This is a genomic window from Variovorax ureilyticus (assembly GCF_050632185.1).
GTDB classification, from domain to species: Bacteria; Pseudomonadota; Gammaproteobacteria; order Burkholderiales; family Burkholderiaceae_C; genus Variovorax; species Variovorax ureilyticus_A.
Map to the genome: position 1 here is coordinate 2,330,294 of NZ_CP192579.1, position 16,554 is coordinate 2,346,847.

Consider the following 16,554-nt stretch of genomic DNA (forward strand, 5'->3'; position numbering starts at 1 on the left):
CGACGCCGGTGAACAGCGACGTCGCGGCGGGCCGGGGCCTGAACGAGCGCGCGATGCCGACGTCGAAGGTCAGTCGCCGGGTTGGGCTGAAGGTGAGCGCCGCGAGAAGCTGCACAGCGTTGTCGGCGCCATTGCGGTGGGTGCCCGAGACCTCCCGGTCAGCCCCCAAGGTCCTGACAGCGAAGTGGAGAACGCAGTCGATGCGCCGATCTGCGTGCGCGAGCTGCCGGGATCGGCCTGACCCAACTGCGTCGCATTGAGATTGGCGTCCATGTGCACCGGGCCGAAGTCGCGGCTGACGATGGTGTTGATCGTGTAGTCGGTCTTGCCGCTGCCGATCACGTCGTTGGCAGTCGGCAGCTTGACGTCGAACTCCATGCCGAACGCCGTTGCATCGTCCACGACCCACGCCCGCTTCAAGGTCAGGACGGTGTCGCCGACGCCTTGCGACCGGCCGATGTCGCCGCTTTGCCAGACATGAGCTTCACCGCCGACGAGCAGGCCCCATTTGTCGTCGAAGGCCAGCTTCAGCAGATAGGGCGCACTGTTGCGCAGCGACTGGCTGTCGCTCCTGTGCTGGCCGCCGAGTTCGAGCTCGAGCTGGCCCGGTGCAGGCAACTGCGCCGGGCTGGAGACCGAAGGCCGATAGGGGGTGATCGGCGGCCCGCCATCGTTGTCATCCGCAGCGTGTGCAGCCCCGGAGAAGACCATCGAGGCCAGTGCCAGCCCGGCCATGCGGGGCGTCAGGTGATGAAGCTTGAATTGCACGCTGGAGACAAGTTGACTGTTGAGGTGATCGCCGATTGTGTCCCTCCTCGGCAGCCGGCAGCGCCGATGTATAAACCCTGGCTCCCGCCGCGTTGGCGACACAGAAAGAGAGAGACAACAACATGGAAGCCATCGAGCAACGCACCATTTCGAAGATCAGCTGGCGGCTGCTGCCGCTCTTGATGATCAGCTATTTCATCGCCTATCTCGACCGTGTGAACCTCGGCTTCGCCGGCGCGTCGATGTCGAAAGACCTGGGCTTCAGCGCCACCGTGTTCGGCAATGCGGCGGGCATCTTCTTCATCGCCTACTTCCTGTTCGAGGTGCCGAGCAACCTCGCACTCGAGCGCTTCGGCGCGCGGCGGTGGATCGCACGCATCATGCTCAGCTGGGGTGTGCTCTCGATGGCACAGGCCTGGGTCGGCGGCGCGACGAGCTTCAACGTCGTGCGCTTCCTGCTGGGCATCGCGGAAGCCGGCTTCTTTCCCGGCGTGATCTTCTACCTGACGCTCTGGTTTCCGGCAGCGTACCGGGCGCGCATCGTGGGCTGGTTCATGTTCGCGGTCCCGATCTCGACCGTCATCGGCTCCCCCATTTCCGGCTACATCCTCAACATGGACGGCCTCTGGGGCATGCACGGCTGGCAGTGGCTCTTCCTCCTCGAAGCGATACCGGCGATCGTCCTGACCTTCGTCGTTCTGTTCTACCTGCCGGACCGCCCGAAGGATGCGAAGTGGCTCTCGGCCGAAGAGGCTGGCTGGCTTCAGAAGAGGCTCGATGCCGAGCGGGTGCATCGCGAGTCGATCCACAGCATCTCGTGGAAGCAGGCCCTGCTCAACTGGAAGGTGATCTCGCTGGGCATCGTCTACATGGGCATCACGGTGCCGCTGTACGGGCTCAGCTTCTTCCTGCCGCAGATCATCAAGGGCTTCGGCGGCCTGGGCAATGTCGAGATCGGCTTCATCAACGCATTTCCGTATCTGGTCGGCTCGATCGCGATGGTGCTCTGGTCGCGCTGGTCCGACGCGCAGCGCGAGCGCAAGCTCTTTCTGCTGATTCCGCTGGCCTGCATCTTCGTGGGGCTGGTGGCGGCGGCGCAGATCAGTTCGCCGGTGCCGAAGATGGCGGCGGTCACGCTGGCCGCCGCGGGCATCTTCTCGGCGCTGCCGGTGTTCTGGACGGTGCCAACCGCAATGCTGAGCGGCGTCGCGGCGGCCGCGGGCATCGCCTGGATCAACTCGATCGGCAACCTGGGCGGCTACATCGGCCCCACGATCTTCGGCGTGCTGAAGGACCGGATGGGCAATGACTTCTACGCGGTGCTGTTCCTCGCGGCGCTGTCGGTGGTGGCGATCGCCCTCGTGCTGGTGGTCGGGCACGACAAGCGCGCCGAACTCGGCGCCGAAGCGGCACGGGCCTAGCCACGGCGGCCAGAGGCTACCAGGCCGAAGGCAGCTTCCTCAGAATCACCATCCGGCCGTCGCGCTGACCGATGTAGCCGCCGGCCGAGAGCTCTTTCATGATGCGGTTGACCATCTCGCGCGATGCGCCGACGCGGTCCGCGATGTCTTGCTGCGTGAGCTTGTTGCGCATCAGGCGCTCCTCGCCCACGGGGTCCGACAGCTCCGTCAGCACGCGCACCATGCGGCCGTAGACATCCTGCAGCGCCATGCTGCGCACCTGGTCGGTGAGACGCCGCACCATGCGGATCAGCTTGCGCGTGAGATGCACCGCGAAGTCCGGCTGCTCCACCAGAAACTGCCTCAGTTCAGTGCCCTGCACCACGCGGCAGGTGCACGGGCCGAGCGCCTTGATCGACGCCGAACGCTTGTCGCCGTCGATGGCCAGTTCGCCGAAATATTCACCGGGACCGTACTCCGTCAACACGACTTCGCGACCGTCCTCGGAGCTCGCGTAGACCTTCACGCGGCCACTGAGGACGATATAGAGCGAATCGGTGGTGTCCCCCTCATTGATGAGGATCGCGTGCGCGGGAAAAGTGCGGGTCACGCCATGCGGCGCAATGGCGTCGAGCAGGGACTGCGGCAGGCGGTCGCTAGCGGAAGTCATCGGATGCTCCGGGCTGCGCGACGTGGGATGCGGCAGCCCTGCGACGGATTATCAAACCCGGCCGCCGATGTGATCAATGTCACTTTCGGCCTGGGAACTGCTTCATGGCCGGGCGGCGGCCCAGGACCTAGATTCGCAACATGTCGAACCGGGTCTTTCCCATCCTCGCGCTGCTGCTGACGTTCGTCGTGCTCGCGGGCTGCGCGAGCCTGCCGTCGGATGTGGACAGGCCCGTGTCACGGGCGGCCACCGACGTCGCCGACACGCAACTCGCCGCGGTGGCAGCGGCGTCGATCGATGCGCAAGCCCCGCACCTCTCGGGCCTGCGCCTGCTGCCGGCCGGCGACCAGGCCTTCGAGGCCCGGATCGCGCTCGCGCGCGCGGCAGAGAAGTCGATCGACGCGCAGTACTACCAGATCGCGGACGACGCCACGGGCCGGCAATTCCTGCGCGAACTGCGCGCTGCGGCCGATCGCGGCGTGCGGGTGCGCGTGCTGGTGGACGACCTGCACGCCGCCGGCCAGGACGCACTGCTCGCGGGCTTCGCGGCGCATCCCGGCATCGAGGTGCGGATGTTCAATCCGCTCGCAGTGCGCGACGGAGGCGTCGGCGCGCGTGTCCTCTTCTCGATGAACGAGTTCTCGCGCATCAACCGGCGCATGCACAACAAGCTCTTCGTCGCGGACAGCGTCTTCGCGATCAGCGGCGGCCGGAACATCGCCGACGCGTACTTCGGCCGCAGCGAGCCCGCGAACTTCATCGACATGGACCTGCTTTCCGCCGGCCCGGTGGTGGCCGAGATGGCGGCCGTCTTCGATGCCTACTGGAACAGCCCGCACGCCTATCCGATCGAAAGCCTCGCGACCGCCCTGCCGACCGACGCGGCGCGGCGGCATTTCGACAAAGTCATCGCGTCGGCAGCCGTGCCCGACACGCCGGTGGCTTCGCGCGATTCGCTGGACCAACCCGGCATCGGCCCGCAGATCGCCGCCGGCCGCATCCAGTTGCAGATGGCCGCGGTACGCGTCGTCGCGGATTCGCCGCGCAAGGCCGATGCAGACCACGAATCGCTCGCCGACGGCGTGGTGATGAACGGCAATCTCGACCTGATGCAATCGGCGCACTCCGAGGTGCTCATTGCCTCGCCCTACCTCGTTCCGGGACGGCGCACCATGGACGTGCTCCAGCAGGCGGCTGACAACCAGGTGCATGTGTCGATCATGACCAACTCGCTGGCCACGACGGACGAACCGCTCGCGCACTTCGGCTATGCCCGCTACCGGCAGGCGCTCCTGGAGCGCCGCGTCGCGCTCTACGAGCTCATGCCCGGCGACGACGCGCGCGAAGCGCATGCGGATGGCCCGCACGGTTCGCTCGGCCGCCTGCACGCGAAGCTCACGGTGGTGGACCGCCGATGGCTCTCGATCGGCTCGATGAACATGGACCGCCGCTCGGCCCACTCCAACACCGAGATGAGCCTGATCGTCGACAGCCCCACCCTGGCGTCACAGGTGGTAGGCCTGCTCCACAACGACCGCCTGCCGCGCAGCTACCAGGTGCGCAGTGCGCCGGGCCGGCAGGGCATCGAATGGGTTTCGCAGCGTGGCAGCGAAGAAGTCGTGCTGCGCAATGAGCCAAACGCTACCACCGCCCGCAGGCTGCGCCTGCAGATGCTCGCCGCGATGGTGGACGAAGACCTGCTGTAGTCAGGCGAGCCGCTTCGCGAGCGCATCGATCATCGCGTGCAGCGACTTCAGATCGGTCGCATCGGCCAGCATCTGCTCCGAGATCCGGTTGATCTCGGCCGCGCTCAGCTTGCCTGCCGCCAGCGCCGTCACCGCGCGCGGCGCCATCAGGCGGTGCAGGTCGTGCAGACGCTCCTTGCGGCCCGACTTGCCCTCGCGCGGGAAGGTCTTGTCATAGGGCGGCGTGAGCGTCGGCGAATCCGTGCGCGGACTGGTGCACTGGAGCACGCCTTCGATACTCGGCGCCTGCTGGATGCGATCGCCCATGCACCAGCGCGATTCGGGAATGCCGAACCAGCGCAGCAGCGTCGCCGCGAACGAGGTGCCGTCATAGGCCACGTCCGTGGGCGAGCGGAACACCGTCTTCTCCCGGATCCACGGCGACACGACGATGGTCGGGACCCGCACGCCCATGATGTCGTAGCGGAAGCCGTCGTTGACGTCGTTGGGCCACGGGTTCGCCGCATACGGCGGCTTCACGTGATCGAAGATGCCGCCGTGCTCGTCGAAGGTGATGACGAACAGCGTCTCGTTCCACGCCGGCCCCGCGCGCAGAGCCTCGTAGATCTCGTTGAGCGCCACCTCGCCCGGCACCAGGTCCGCGCCCGGGTGGTAGGACGAGGTGCCCGAGGTCGCGATCCACGCGGGCTCCAGCATGCTGAAGGCCGGCAGCCTTCCGGCGCGCGCATCCTCCTTGAACTTCTGGATGCCTTCGATGAAGCTGCTCTGGTTTTGCGAGATCGCCGCGTCGACCGACGGGATCTGCCCCTGCAGGTACAGGTGGTAGGTGTGGACGAAGTTCATCCACTCGACCGAGTTGTAGATCTTCCAGTCGGTGAAGCCGTTGCTCCACAGCACCTTCCACATCGACTGGCGGTGCGGCGACAGCGGCCAGTAGGTGTACTGCGTGCCGTTCTGGAAGTTGTTGAGCTGCCCGAGCGCCGAGCCGGTGAAGGACATCGCGCGGTTCGGATCGGTCGCGCCCGGCATCGCGCTGAACCACGCATCCGAAATGCCGAAGCCCTTCGCGAGCCCGTTGAGCACCGGCAACTGCTCGGGCATGTAGGTCCACATCACCTCGTGCACGCCGTTGTTCCACACGAAGCCGCCCATGTCCGGCGCCGCGCGCTGCGCGTAGCCGTCGCGGTTCGAGAAGAAGAGCTGGCGCAGCACGTCGGACTTGTCGTGGTAGGGGTCCTCCGGCAGGAAGTCGAGGTCCCAGTCCTCGCTCAGTTGCCCATCCTTGTACTTCTCGACGAACACCGGCGTGGGCTTGCCTTCCTTGTCGAGCATGCCGGGGTCGAGGTTGAACATGGCCTCGTCGGCGCCGTCGAAGGGCCGGTCGTCGCCGACGAAGTGGATGCCGGTCTCGCCCTTGCCGTAGAGCCAGCCGCAGACGTGGTCGAAGGACCGGTTCTCGAGCATCAGGTAGACCACATGCTTGACCTTCGAGCGCATGAAGTCGATGGTGCCCGGCATCTCGGCGCGCGCCGGATCGATGGCGCGCAGCGACTGGATGCCCGTCAGCTCGATGCCGCTGCGCAGGCCCTCCGGCAGCGTGCCTTGCCGCAGCGGACCGGTCAGCGGATTGGCGCTCGCCGGATCGAATCGCCAGAGCCGGTAGGCACCGTCGGCAGGCGTCCAGTCGAGCACCAGATCGCCGATCACCGCGAGGCTGTGGCCCGCGTCGATGTCGCTCCACCGGCCGCGCTGGATCGCGGGCTGTCCGAGCGGCATCACGCTCTGAGGATCGAAGCTCCAGACCCAGTATTCGCCGGTCTCGGGCACGCGGTCGAGCACGTAGTTGCCCAGTGGGATCAGCTCGTGGCCGAACTGGATGCTGTCGAACGACCCCTGCGGCGTGTAGGGCACGGGCAAGGGATCGGCCGCGCCCGGCTTGAGCGGGCTGGGGTCGAAGTTCCACAGCTGGAAGGTGCCGCGCCCTTCGGTCGGGATCACGTTGAGCATGAAGCCGCCGAGCGGCAGCAGGAGCAGCTCGTCGCCCGAGTCGTAGCCTTCGTGCGCGCCCTGCGGATTACCGAAGTCGGGGCGGTACTGCCAGAACTTCGCCTTGGTCCAGAGGCCGTTCTGCAAGGCCGCGGCGTTCAGCGGATCGGCGCTTTGCGGGTCGAACTCGAACAGCCGGTACGGAAAGCACGGCTGATAGGGCTGAAGCATGAGCGGCCCCCATTCGAGCAGGTAGCGGCCGATGGGCACCAGCGAGTGGGTGGGATCGAATGCGGCATTCGCCGCGAGCGGCATCGGCTCCAGCAACTCGTCGGCATCGGGGTCGAAGCGCCATAGGCCATAGCCCGGGCTGCCCATGGAAGCGCCCCGGGCGGGCGTGCGGCTGATCACGAAGTCCTGGCTCGCGGGTGCGTTGTGGCCCATTTGTCGCAACTCCTGATTGAAGACGGATGCCGCCTTCACGGACAATCCCGCAGCCGCGGCGGCCCGGTCGCCCCAACTCCCCTGCGGCGAATACTAATGGGGCCGACCACCGGCTGTACAGGAGGAGCCTCGTGTTCTGGTACTTCGGCTACGGATCGAACATGGACATGACATCGCTGCGCGCCAAAGGCGTGGAGCCGCACCGGTCGCGCCGTGCCGCGCTGCATGGCTGGCGGCTGCGCTTCAACGTGCAGCACTTCTTCCGCCACGAAGGCGGCGTCGGCAACATCGAGCGCTCAGGCGATCCGTCCGACGTGGTGCGCGGCGTGCTCCATCTCTGCGAGGATGCGCACATGGCGCTGCTCGACGCCGCCGAAGCCTACGGCCACGGCTACGACCGCATCGAAGTCACGGTCGATACCGACGAGGGCCCCCAGCGGGCCGTCGCCTACGCCGGCCTGCCCGCGTTCCTGAACGACGGCTGCCTGCCCACGCAGCGCTACCTCAACATCCTGGTACAGGGCGCGGCGCATGCGGGACTCGACGCGACCTACGTCGATGCGTTGCGCCGCCATCCGGTGCAGACGAATCCCGAGCCGCCGCCCTTCGTTCCCCCGCCGGGCAACTACCCCGTCTTCGACGCCGAAGAGCTCGCACGCCGGCCGCAGTACACCGCGCTCGCGGGCTGCGTCTTCGACATGAGCGCGGCGCGCGAGTACCACCGCTATCTCCAGCGCTTCTTCGGCGGGCGCGACATGACCCTCTTCCACCTCAAGCGGCTCGACCAGTCCGACGGGAGCGAAACCCTCGACGACGTGCGCCACGGCCGGTTCACGCCGGCGCAGCGACGCTACCTCGATGAATACCTGTATGCGTACATGCACGAGTACGCCTATGCGGGGCGCTTCGTCTACGAATGAATTGCCTTGCCGCGCCGCAGGCACCGAAGTACGCTCACGGCTACCAATCAAAGGAGCCCATCCGATGGACGCGCTGGACGAATTGCCGCCTGCCCTGCCCCACGGCGAGATCGAGGAGGTCTTTCCCGATGTCTTTTTCGTGACAGGCACGATGAAGACCGTGCTGATGGACGCCCCCTGGCACTTCAGCCGGAACATGACGGTGGTGCGCGACGACGGCGACCTGACGCTCGTGAATCCGATACGGCTCGATGAAGCAGGCCTCGAGAAGCTCGAATCGCTCGGCCGCATCGCCCATGTGGTGCAGATCGGCTCGCTGCACGACCGCGACAACGCCTTCTACAAGCAGCGCTACGGCGCGATCTTCTGGGCGCCGCCGGGCACGCAGCACGCCTACGGGCTGGTGCCCGACAAGGTGCTGGCGCCCGATTCGGAGGTGCCCTTCAAGGGTTGCAGCGTCTTCGCCTTCGAGACCACGCGCATGCCCGAGTGCGTGCTGCGCATCGACCGCGCGGGCGGCATCCTCGTGGCCTGCGACGCGCTGCAGAACTGGGTCGAGCCCAACGAATACTTCTCCGACGAGTCGCGCGAGATGATGCGCGGCATGGGCTTCTTCCAGCCGGGCAACTTCGGCCCATTGTTCATGCAAGTCAACCAACCCAAGGTCGGCGACTACGCGCGACTCGGCGCGATGCCCTACCGCCATGCACTGTGCGGGCACGGCACGCCGCTGCGCGACACCGCAGCCGAGGCCTACGCCGAGCGCGCACGCCGGTGTTCGGCGCCTAGGTCGCCGGATCGGAGCGCGGTGGTCACGATTCCCGGCTACCGGATCGGCGAGCGCATCCATCAGTCCCAGCGCCGCTCGATCTACCGCGCGGTGCGCATCGCGGACGGGCATCCGGTCGTCATCAAGGCGCTCGATGCCGAGTACCCCGGCAGGCAGGAGGTGGCCGAGCTGCGCCACGAGTACAGCCTGCTCAAGCGGCTGCAGTCGATCGAATCGGTGGTGCGCGTGCATGCGCTCGAAACGTGGGGCAACGGCAACGTGGCGCTGGTGCTGGAACCCTTCGGCCATTCGCTCGCGGAAGAAGCCGCCGCCCAGGGCGAGCGCGGCCTGCCGCTCGAAAGCCTCTTCCGCATCGCGATCGCGCTGGCCGAGGCGCTCGCGCGCGTGCACGAGCTCGACGTGGTGCACAAGAACATCGAGCCCCACAGCATCCTCGTCGACGCGGCCGAGGGCGTGCGGCTGATCGACTTCAGCATTGCGTCGGAGCTCTCGCTGGAGCGCCAGAACGACGCCCTCTCGCGCCGGTTCGAAGGCGCGCTGCGCTACATGTCGCCGGAGCAGACGGGGCGGATGAACCGGCTGCTGGACTACCGCTCGGACTTCTATTCGCTGGGCATCACGCTGTTCGAGCTCTTGACCGGCGAGTTGCCCTTCCATGCGCGAACGGTGCTCGAATGGGTGCACAGCCACATCGGCAAGGCGCCGCCCTCGCCCAGCGACCTGAGGCCGGCGATCCCGCAACCGGTGTCGGCGATCGTCCTCAAGCTGATGGCGAAAAACGCCGAGGACCGCTACCAGAGCAGCTACGGCCTGATCGAAGACCTCGGCCGCTGCCAGCGCGAGCTGGCGCAGACGGGCAGCATTTCGCCCTTCCCGCTCGGCCATCGCGATGTCTCGCGCAAGTTCAACATCCCGCAGCGCCTCTACGGACGCGAAGCCGAGCAGGCCGCGCTGCTCGCGCTGTTCGAGCGCGTGGCCGCGGGCGGCACCGAGTTCTGCATGGTCTCGGGCCCCTCCGGCGTGGGAAAGTCCGCATTGGTCAACGAGATCGCCAAGCCGCTGGTGCGCCGCGATGGCTATCTCATCCAGGGCAAGTTCGACCAGTTCCAGCGCAGCACGCCCTACTCCGCGGTGGCGCTCGCCTTTCGAAGCCTCGCGCGGCAATTGATGGCCGAGCCGCTCGAACGTCGCAGGGCGCTGGGTGAGAGGCTGGTGGCGGCGGTGGCGCCCAACGGCCGGCTGCTGATCGAACTGATCCCCGAACTCGAAGAGATCATGGGCCCCCAGCCGCCGGTGCCCGCGTTGCCGCCGAACGAGCAGCAGAACCGGCTGCAGATCGCCTTCCTGAACTTCGTGCGCGCACTCGCGAGCGAGCAGCCGCTGGTGGTGTTCCTCGACGACCTGCAGTTCAGCGACGCATCGACGCTCAACTTGCTGCGCTGGCTCGCGACCGCGCGCGATCTGCGGCATCTGCTGCTGATCGGCGCGTACCGGAGCAACGAGGTCGATGTCGGCCATCCGCTGCGGCTGGCCCTCAACGAAATCCAGGAGACCCGCGCAATTCACGAACTGGCGCTCCGGCCCCTCGCGCTTCCCGCCGTCGAGCAACTGGTGGCCGATACGCTGCACGCCGACGTCGCCGCGTGCCGCCCGCTGGCAGAGTTGCTGCACGAACGCGCGCAGGGCAATCCCTTCTTCCTGACCGCGATGCTCCGCGCGCTCGAACAGGCGCGCGCCATCGCCTTCGCGCCGGAATCGGGTCGCTGGCGCTGGGACATGGACGCGGTGCGCAGCAGCGGGCTGGGCAGCGACGTGGTCGACTTCGTGCTCGCCAACCTGCGCAAGCTGCCCGCCGCGACGCAGCGCGTGCTGGAGCTCGCGTCCTGCATCGGCGACACCTTCGACCTGCGCACGCTGTCGATCATCCACGAGCATCCGATGGCGCGGACCGCCGCGGATCTGCTGCCTGCCATGCAGCGGCATCTCGTGGTGCCGCTCAACGAGGACTACAAGCTGATCGACAGCGGCGGCGAGGCGGCGTTCGCGGGGCTGAACCCGAGCTACCGCTTCCAGCACGACCGCGTGCAGCAGGCAGCCTACGCGCTGATCGACGCCGACCGCAAGGAGAGCGTGCACCTCTCGATCGGCCGGCTGATCCAGCGCCACGCAACAGCCGGAGAACGCGAGCAACGGCTGATCGAGATCGTCGGCCACCTCAACGAATGCCACCGGCTCATCGGCGCGCCGGCCGAGCGCAAGGCCCTCGCGCGCATGAACCTCGAAGCCGGCGTTCGCGCGCTGCGCTCCTCGGCCTACGAGTCGGCACTCGGCTATCTGGGCCACGGGCTCGCGCTGCTGCCGGAGGATGCATGGACGAGCGATATCGAACTGAAGATGGCGCTCGCGACCGAGTATCAGCAATGCGCCTACCTCACGGCGAACTACGGCGAGGCGGAATCGTGGATCGAGCAGATGCTCGCGCATGCGCGATCGAACCTGGAAAAGGCCGAGATCCTCTCGATGCGAACGCGCCAGTACGCCACCATCGGCAAGATGGCCGAGTCGATCCGCGCCGCGACCACGGGCCTCGCGCTGCTCGGCATGCGGATCACCGACGACCCGGACCGCGCGGCGATCGGGCGCGAGATCGCAGCGGTGCGGCGCAACCTCGGCGGGCGCCGGATCGCCGATCTCATCGACGCGCCGCCGATGTCCGACCCGGCGCAACAGGTCGCGATCCGGCTCCTGATGGAGATCTTCCCCGCGGCCTTTCTCTCGGGCAGCGGCAACCTCTTTCCGTTCCTCGTGCTGCGCGCGGTGAACATCTCGCTGCGTCACGGCAACAGCCCCGAATCGGCGTTCGCCTATGCGGCCTACGGCATGCTGCTGTGCGGCGCGCTGGACGATGCACCGCTCGGCTACGAGTACGGCCAGCTCGCGGTAGCGATGAACGACCGCAGCGACGACATCGCGCTGAAGTCGCGCGTGATCTATGTCTACGCGATGTTCGTGCACCACTGGAGCAACCACTGGTCGACGATGACGCCATGGTTTCGGCGCGGCATCGAGGCCGGCTACCAGTCGGGCGACCTGCTCTACCTGGCCTACAGCGCGCAGGACTGCATCATCTGGGACCCGAAGCTCGATCTCGAGGCCGCCGCGCAGGAGCACGCGGACTTCCTCACCATCGTGCGCGACTGCGAATACCAGGACTCGCTCGATTCGGGGACGCTGTTCCTGCAGATGCAGCGCAACTTCCTCGGCCAGACCGACGGCCTGTGCTCCATGAACGACGCGAGCTTCGATGAAGCGCGCTGCCTCGAAGGCATGCGGCAGCGCCGCTTCATGACGGGCGTGGCCAACTATCACATCTACAAGGCCGAGATCTTCTGGTTCTACGGCGAGCACCAGCAGGCGCTCGCCCATGTGCGCGAACAGGACAAGCTCATCGCCTCCGCGATGTCGCTGCCGCAGCTCGCGCGCTTCTACATCGTTGCGTTCCTCACGCTGGCGGCATGCCTGCCGGGCATGCCGGCCGACGAACAGGCGGCCACCCGGGCGCGGATGCGCGCCGATCTTCGCCGGATGACGCGCTGGGCGAGCCACTGCGCGGCGAACTTCCTGCACCTGCAACGGCTGATGCAGGCGGAGCTCGCGCGCCTCGACGGTCGCGTCGAAGCCGCTTTGGAAGCCTATGAAATGGCGATGGCCGCCGCGCACGAATCCGGCTTCCGCCGCGACGAGGCGATGGCCAACGAACTCGCGGGCCGTCACCTGCTCGCCTCGGGCCGTCGCAGGGCCGCCGAGGGCTATCTGCGCGCAGCGCGCAATCTCTACGAAGGCTGGGGTGCGCGGCGCAAGGTCGCGCACATGGAGGAGGAGTTCCCGGCGCTCGCGCAGTTGTCACCGGCGATGCGGCCGCGCGGCGATGCATCGAAATCCGAGGCCGCTCATCTCGACTCCGCCTCGCTCGACCTCGCATCGGTGATGAAGGCCTCGCAGGCCATCGCCAGCGAAATCGCGCTGGACCAGCTCTGGACCGCGACGATGCGGATCATGCTGGAGAACGCCGGTGCGCAACGCGGCTGCTTCGTGGTGCGCGAAGACGAGCAACTCATGATCGAAGGGCTTTGCGAAGCGGGTCAGGAAGCGACGGTGCCGTCACGCGCCATTCCTTTCGACGGCAACGAAGGCGCGCTCGCGCTGCCGATCTCCATCGTCTACCACGTGCTGCACAGCGAAAGCCCGATCGTCCTGCACGATGCGGCGCGCGCCGGCCGCTTCGCCCGCGATGCCTATCTGCAGGCACGCCAGCCCCAGTCGGTGCTGTGCATTCCACTGCGGCAGCGCGGACGATGCGAAGGCGCGATCTACATGGAGAACAGCCTCACGGCCGGCGTCTTCACCGACGAGCGCATCGAGGTGATCGAGCTGCTTGCGGCCCAGGTGTCCATCTCCATCGAGAACGCGCGGCTCTACCAGCAGCAGCAGCGCCTGATCGAGGCACAGCGCCGCTTCGTGCCCAGCCAGTTCCTCGAAAGCCTGGATCGCCGCGACATCGCACGCGTGAACCTCGGCGAAAGCGTCGCCAAGACCCTGAGCGTGCTCTTCGCCGATCTGCGCGACTTCACGCCGCTGTCCGAGCGGCTCGACCCGCGCAGCACCATCGACCTGCTCAACCGCTACTTCGGCAGCATGGAGGTCCAGATCACACAGGGCGGCGGCTTCATCGACTCCTTCGCCGGCGATGAGATCAAGGTGCTCTTCGACACCGAGCCCGACGCCGCCGTGCGCACCGGCATCGCGATGTCACGGGCGCTCGAAGCCTTCAACGAACGCGCCATCGCCCGGGGCCAGCCGACGCTGGCAGCGGGCATCGGCGTCAACACCGGACCGCTGCTGCTGGGCACGGTGGGTGGCGACGACCGCATTCAGTGCACGGTGATCGGCGACCCGGTCAACCTCGCTTCGCGCATCGAGCAACTCACCAAGGTCTACCACGCTCGCTTCCTGATCGGCGAGGCGACCTACCACGCGCTGCGCGCGCCCGATGCCTTCGCATTGCGGCGCGTCGATCGCGTGGCGGTGAAGGGCAAGAACATCGCCGTGGACGTCTACGAGGTCATCGATGCCGAGGCGCCCGAGCGGCGCGATGCCAAGCTGTCGACGCGCGAGTGTCTCGATTCGGCGATGGCGCTGTACTTCGAGGGTGAGTTCGAATCCGCGCTCGACCTGTTCGAAAAGGCCAGCGCCGCGGACCCGCACGATCCCGTTCCGCGCATCTTCATCGAGCGCTGCGCCCGCTACATGCGCGAACCCGCCAAGGAATGGGAAGGGTTCGAGCGCCTGCTCCACAAGTAGAAGGTCGCGCCCCAAGGCGCTCAGGCGCAGCCGAAACAGGGCGAGAAATCCGCACCGCCCTTGCTCCGGCAACGCGCCAGGGCCTCTTCGTAGGTGTAGGTCGGCGAGATCGTCTTCGGGTTGAAGCACAGGTCCATCTGCGCCAGCGCACAGATGGTGAGCCGGTCGTTCTCGCTGGCCGGATTCGGCGCCCCGCTGCCGTCGCCCTGGCCGGGGCCGAACCACCGCTCGCAGGCCGCGCGAATCGCCTCCCCGGGGTCGACCTCCTCGCCGCGTTTCGCCGCCTCGGCGCACAGGCCCAGGAAGCTCGCGGCCGCGAGGTCCTGCGCCTCGTACTTGCGGATGTCGGGGATCTGGCCCGGGTCGCCGGTGCAGCGGCCGGTCACGCCGGCGGCGATCATGTGGTTCGCGATCAGGTACGGCGTCTTCTTCGCACTGCCGGGCAATACGTGGATGAAGCCTGCCTGCAGCACGTTGACCGTCGGCGATCCATTGGCGTCCTTGGGCAGATGCTCCTTGTAGCGCGTGCGAAACCAGCCGGGCGCCTGCGGGTCGTACAGCGGCGATCCGCACACCAGCAGCGGCAAGGTCAGCGGATTGCCGGCGTTGGATGGCGGATCGAGCATCAGCTCCAGCATCGCGCGCAGGTAGGTCAGGCCGCGCGCATCGTTGTCGAAGAACATCGAGGTGAGGCTGATCGGGAAGTAGTCGTTGGGGTATTCGCTCTCGCCCGAGCCCGGCGCCGCGATCGGGTTCACGTCGACGATGGCGTGATAGCGCTGCGGCGAATCGATGCCCGCGCATTGCAGGATCTGCGCCCAGCGCCGCAGGGTCATGTTGTTGAGATAGTCCGCGGTGCGGTAGGCCACGATCGGCGGGTAATGCATCAACGTGACCGCCTGATGGTTTGCGATGGGCATGCCCAATGGCAGGCACGGCAGCCATTCCGAAGGACCGTCGCTGCGGTTCACCGGAAAGCCGGCCATCGGGTTCCACGCGGGCGTTTCGCGGCAGGCATCGCAGCCGTCGAGGGCGAGGCCCGCATGCTGCGCATCGAGCATCGCGACGTGCATGGCAGCGAAGTGCTCGGCCTGCTGCGCGAAGGCGGGCAATGCGCGAAATCCGACCATGTAGCCGGTCGCGCCCGCCCCCTTGGTCACGGTGAGCGATCCAGGCTCGATCTGGATGCCGTCTTCGGCCAGTGAGCTCGCGGTGAAGTGCGCGATGACATCCTCGTGCGAGTCGAGCTTCAGCTTCGCGCGGGTTGCCGGGTCGAGCAACGCGGGATCGGGATAGAGCCGCTCCTGGTAGGCGCGGGAACCGGGCAAGGGGTACATGATCACGTTGCGATCTCCTCCGGCCATGCTGGCGAATCCGCGCGAGCGTAGCGGCATCGCCCGCGCCTGTACAGCTTCGAAGCGCATCGCGCGCCCTGAACGAACGGCCATCCGCTGAATGGCGGATGGCAGGCCCCATGCCTTTCTGCTGCAATCGCCGCCGATACGGTTGCAGGAGGAACGCAATGGCCACTGCCCCAGCCGTGGGCGCACCGCTCACCTCGACCCAGGTCAAGAGCGCGCAGGCGATCGTGAACGTTTTCGAAACCGGCTCCGCGCTGGGCGACTACAGCGAGGTGACGCTGATCCCCGGCGACACGGGTCATCTCACCTACGGCCGCTCGCAGGCCACGCTGGGGTCCGGGAACCTCGCGACCCTGCTGCAGCGCTATTGCGCGAACCTCGGCGCACGCTTCGGCCCGCGGCTTTCGAAATCGCTGCCGCGCTTCCAGCAGCGCGACCTCACGCTGGACGACGACGGCAAGCTCCAGAACGTGCTGCGCGCCTGCGCCGACGATCCGGTGATGCGCGAGACGCAGGACGCCTTCTTCGACGACACCTACTGGCAGCCCGCGCTGGCCTCCGCGGGCAAGCTCGGCATCGTCTCGCCGCTCGGGGTCGCGGTGGTCTACGACAGCACGGTGCATGGCTCGTGGGCGCTGATCCGCGACCGGACGATCGCCGCCGTCGGGCAGGTCGGCAGCGCGGGCGAGCAGGCGTGGATCAAGGCCTACGTCTCGGCACGGCGCAACTGGATGGCCACGCACAAGCGTGCCGACATCCGCGCGACCGTGTATCGCATGGACGCCTTCCAGCGGCTGATCGACCAGGGCTTCTGGGGGCTCGAACTGCCGCTGGTGGTTCGCGGGCAGGAAATCTCGACGGCCACGCTCGCGGCGACGCCACCGGGCTGCTACGACGGACCACCGCCGGGTTCGCGCGTGCTCGCGGTACAGACGCCGCTCGCGCGCGGGCTCGATGTCCGGCTGCTGCAACTGGGGCTTTCCGACCTTGGCGCCGACATCAAGGCCGACGGGGTGTTCGGCCAGGCGTCATTCCGTGGCGTCAAGGACTACCAGACCCAGCGCGGCCTGCCGGCCAACGGCGTGGCCGACGTGGCGCTGATCGCGAAGGTCGTCGGCTGAGCGTCACGGCCGCTTCGCCATTGTTTC

At 67.3% G+C, this 16,554-nt stretch carries 9 protein-coding genes; 5 read left to right on the top strand and 4 right to left on the bottom strand.

What is annotated here, in order from left to right; all coding sequences use genetic code 11:
• Positions 1 to 69: 69 nt before the first annotated feature.
• A complete protein-coding gene (locus ACQ858_RS11520) occupies positions 70 to 768 on the bottom strand; it encodes a transporter (RefSeq protein WP_431276732.1) in 699 nt (232 codons plus the stop codon).
• A gap of 122 nt (positions 769 to 890) precedes the next feature.
• Here ACQ858_RS11520 and ACQ858_RS11525 point away from each other — a divergent pair, with 122 nt between their 5' ends.
• Positions 891 to 2,189 (top strand): MFS transporter, encoded by a 1,299-nt coding sequence (locus tag ACQ858_RS11525; RefSeq protein WP_431276733.1) that lies wholly within the window; start codon positions 891 to 893, stop codon positions 2,187 to 2,189.
• A 16-nt stretch (positions 2,190 to 2,205) separates the two neighbouring features.
• Here ACQ858_RS11525 and ACQ858_RS11530 read toward each other — a convergent pair whose 3' ends face one another.
• Positions 2,206 to 2,838, bottom strand: a complete 633-nt coding sequence (locus tag ACQ858_RS11530; RefSeq protein ID WP_431276734.1) for a Crp/Fnr family transcriptional regulator — start codon at positions 2,836 to 2,838, stop codon at positions 2,206 to 2,208.
• Between the two features lie 140 nt (positions 2,839 to 2,978).
• On the opposite strand from ACQ858_RS11530, the gene ACQ858_RS11535 reads away from it, so the two are divergent.
• Positions 2,979 to 4,544, top strand: coding sequence for a phospholipase D-like domain-containing protein (locus ACQ858_RS11535; RefSeq protein WP_431276735.1), 1,566 nt, complete (start codon positions 2,979 to 2,981; stop codon positions 4,542 to 4,544).
• On the opposite strand, the gene ACQ858_RS11540 is transcribed toward ACQ858_RS11535, so the two are convergent.
• Positions 4,545 to 6,974 (bottom strand): alkaline phosphatase family protein, encoded by a 2,430-nt coding sequence (locus tag ACQ858_RS11540; protein WP_431276736.1) that lies wholly within the window; start codon positions 6,972 to 6,974, stop codon positions 4,545 to 4,547.
• Between the two features lie 131 nt (positions 6,975 to 7,105).
• Between ACQ858_RS11540 and ACQ858_RS11545 the strand changes: the two genes are divergently transcribed.
• Both ACQ858_RS11545 and ACQ858_RS11550 read left to right on the top strand, forming a co-directional pair.
• Positions 7,106 to 7,894 carry a gamma-glutamylcyclotransferase family protein gene (locus tag ACQ858_RS11545; RefSeq protein ID WP_431276737.1) on the top strand — a complete coding sequence of 263 codons (789 nt, stop codon included), beginning with the start codon at positions 7,106 to 7,108 and terminating at the stop codon, positions 7,892 to 7,894.
• Between the two features lie 64 nt (positions 7,895 to 7,958).
• Positions 7,959 to 14,045 (top strand): AAA family ATPase, encoded by a 6,087-nt coding sequence (locus tag ACQ858_RS11550; RefSeq protein WP_431276738.1) that lies wholly within the window; start codon positions 7,959 to 7,961, stop codon positions 14,043 to 14,045.
• 20 nt (positions 14,046 to 14,065) lie between these two features.
• Here the strand turns inward: ACQ858_RS11550 and ACQ858_RS11555 are convergent, their stop codons facing one another.
• Positions 14,066 to 15,409, bottom strand: a complete 1,344-nt coding sequence (locus ACQ858_RS11555) for a hypothetical protein (RefSeq protein WP_431276739.1) — start codon at positions 15,407 to 15,409, stop codon at positions 14,066 to 14,068.
• 158 nt (positions 15,410 to 15,567) lie between these two features.
• Here ACQ858_RS11555 and ACQ858_RS11560 point away from each other — a divergent pair, with 158 nt between their 5' ends.
• Complete coding sequence (locus ACQ858_RS11560; protein WP_431276740.1) at positions 15,568 to 16,527, top strand: chitosanase; 960 nt, start codon at positions 15,568 to 15,570, stop codon at positions 16,525 to 16,527.
• Positions 16,528 to 16,554 lie beyond the last annotated feature (27 nt).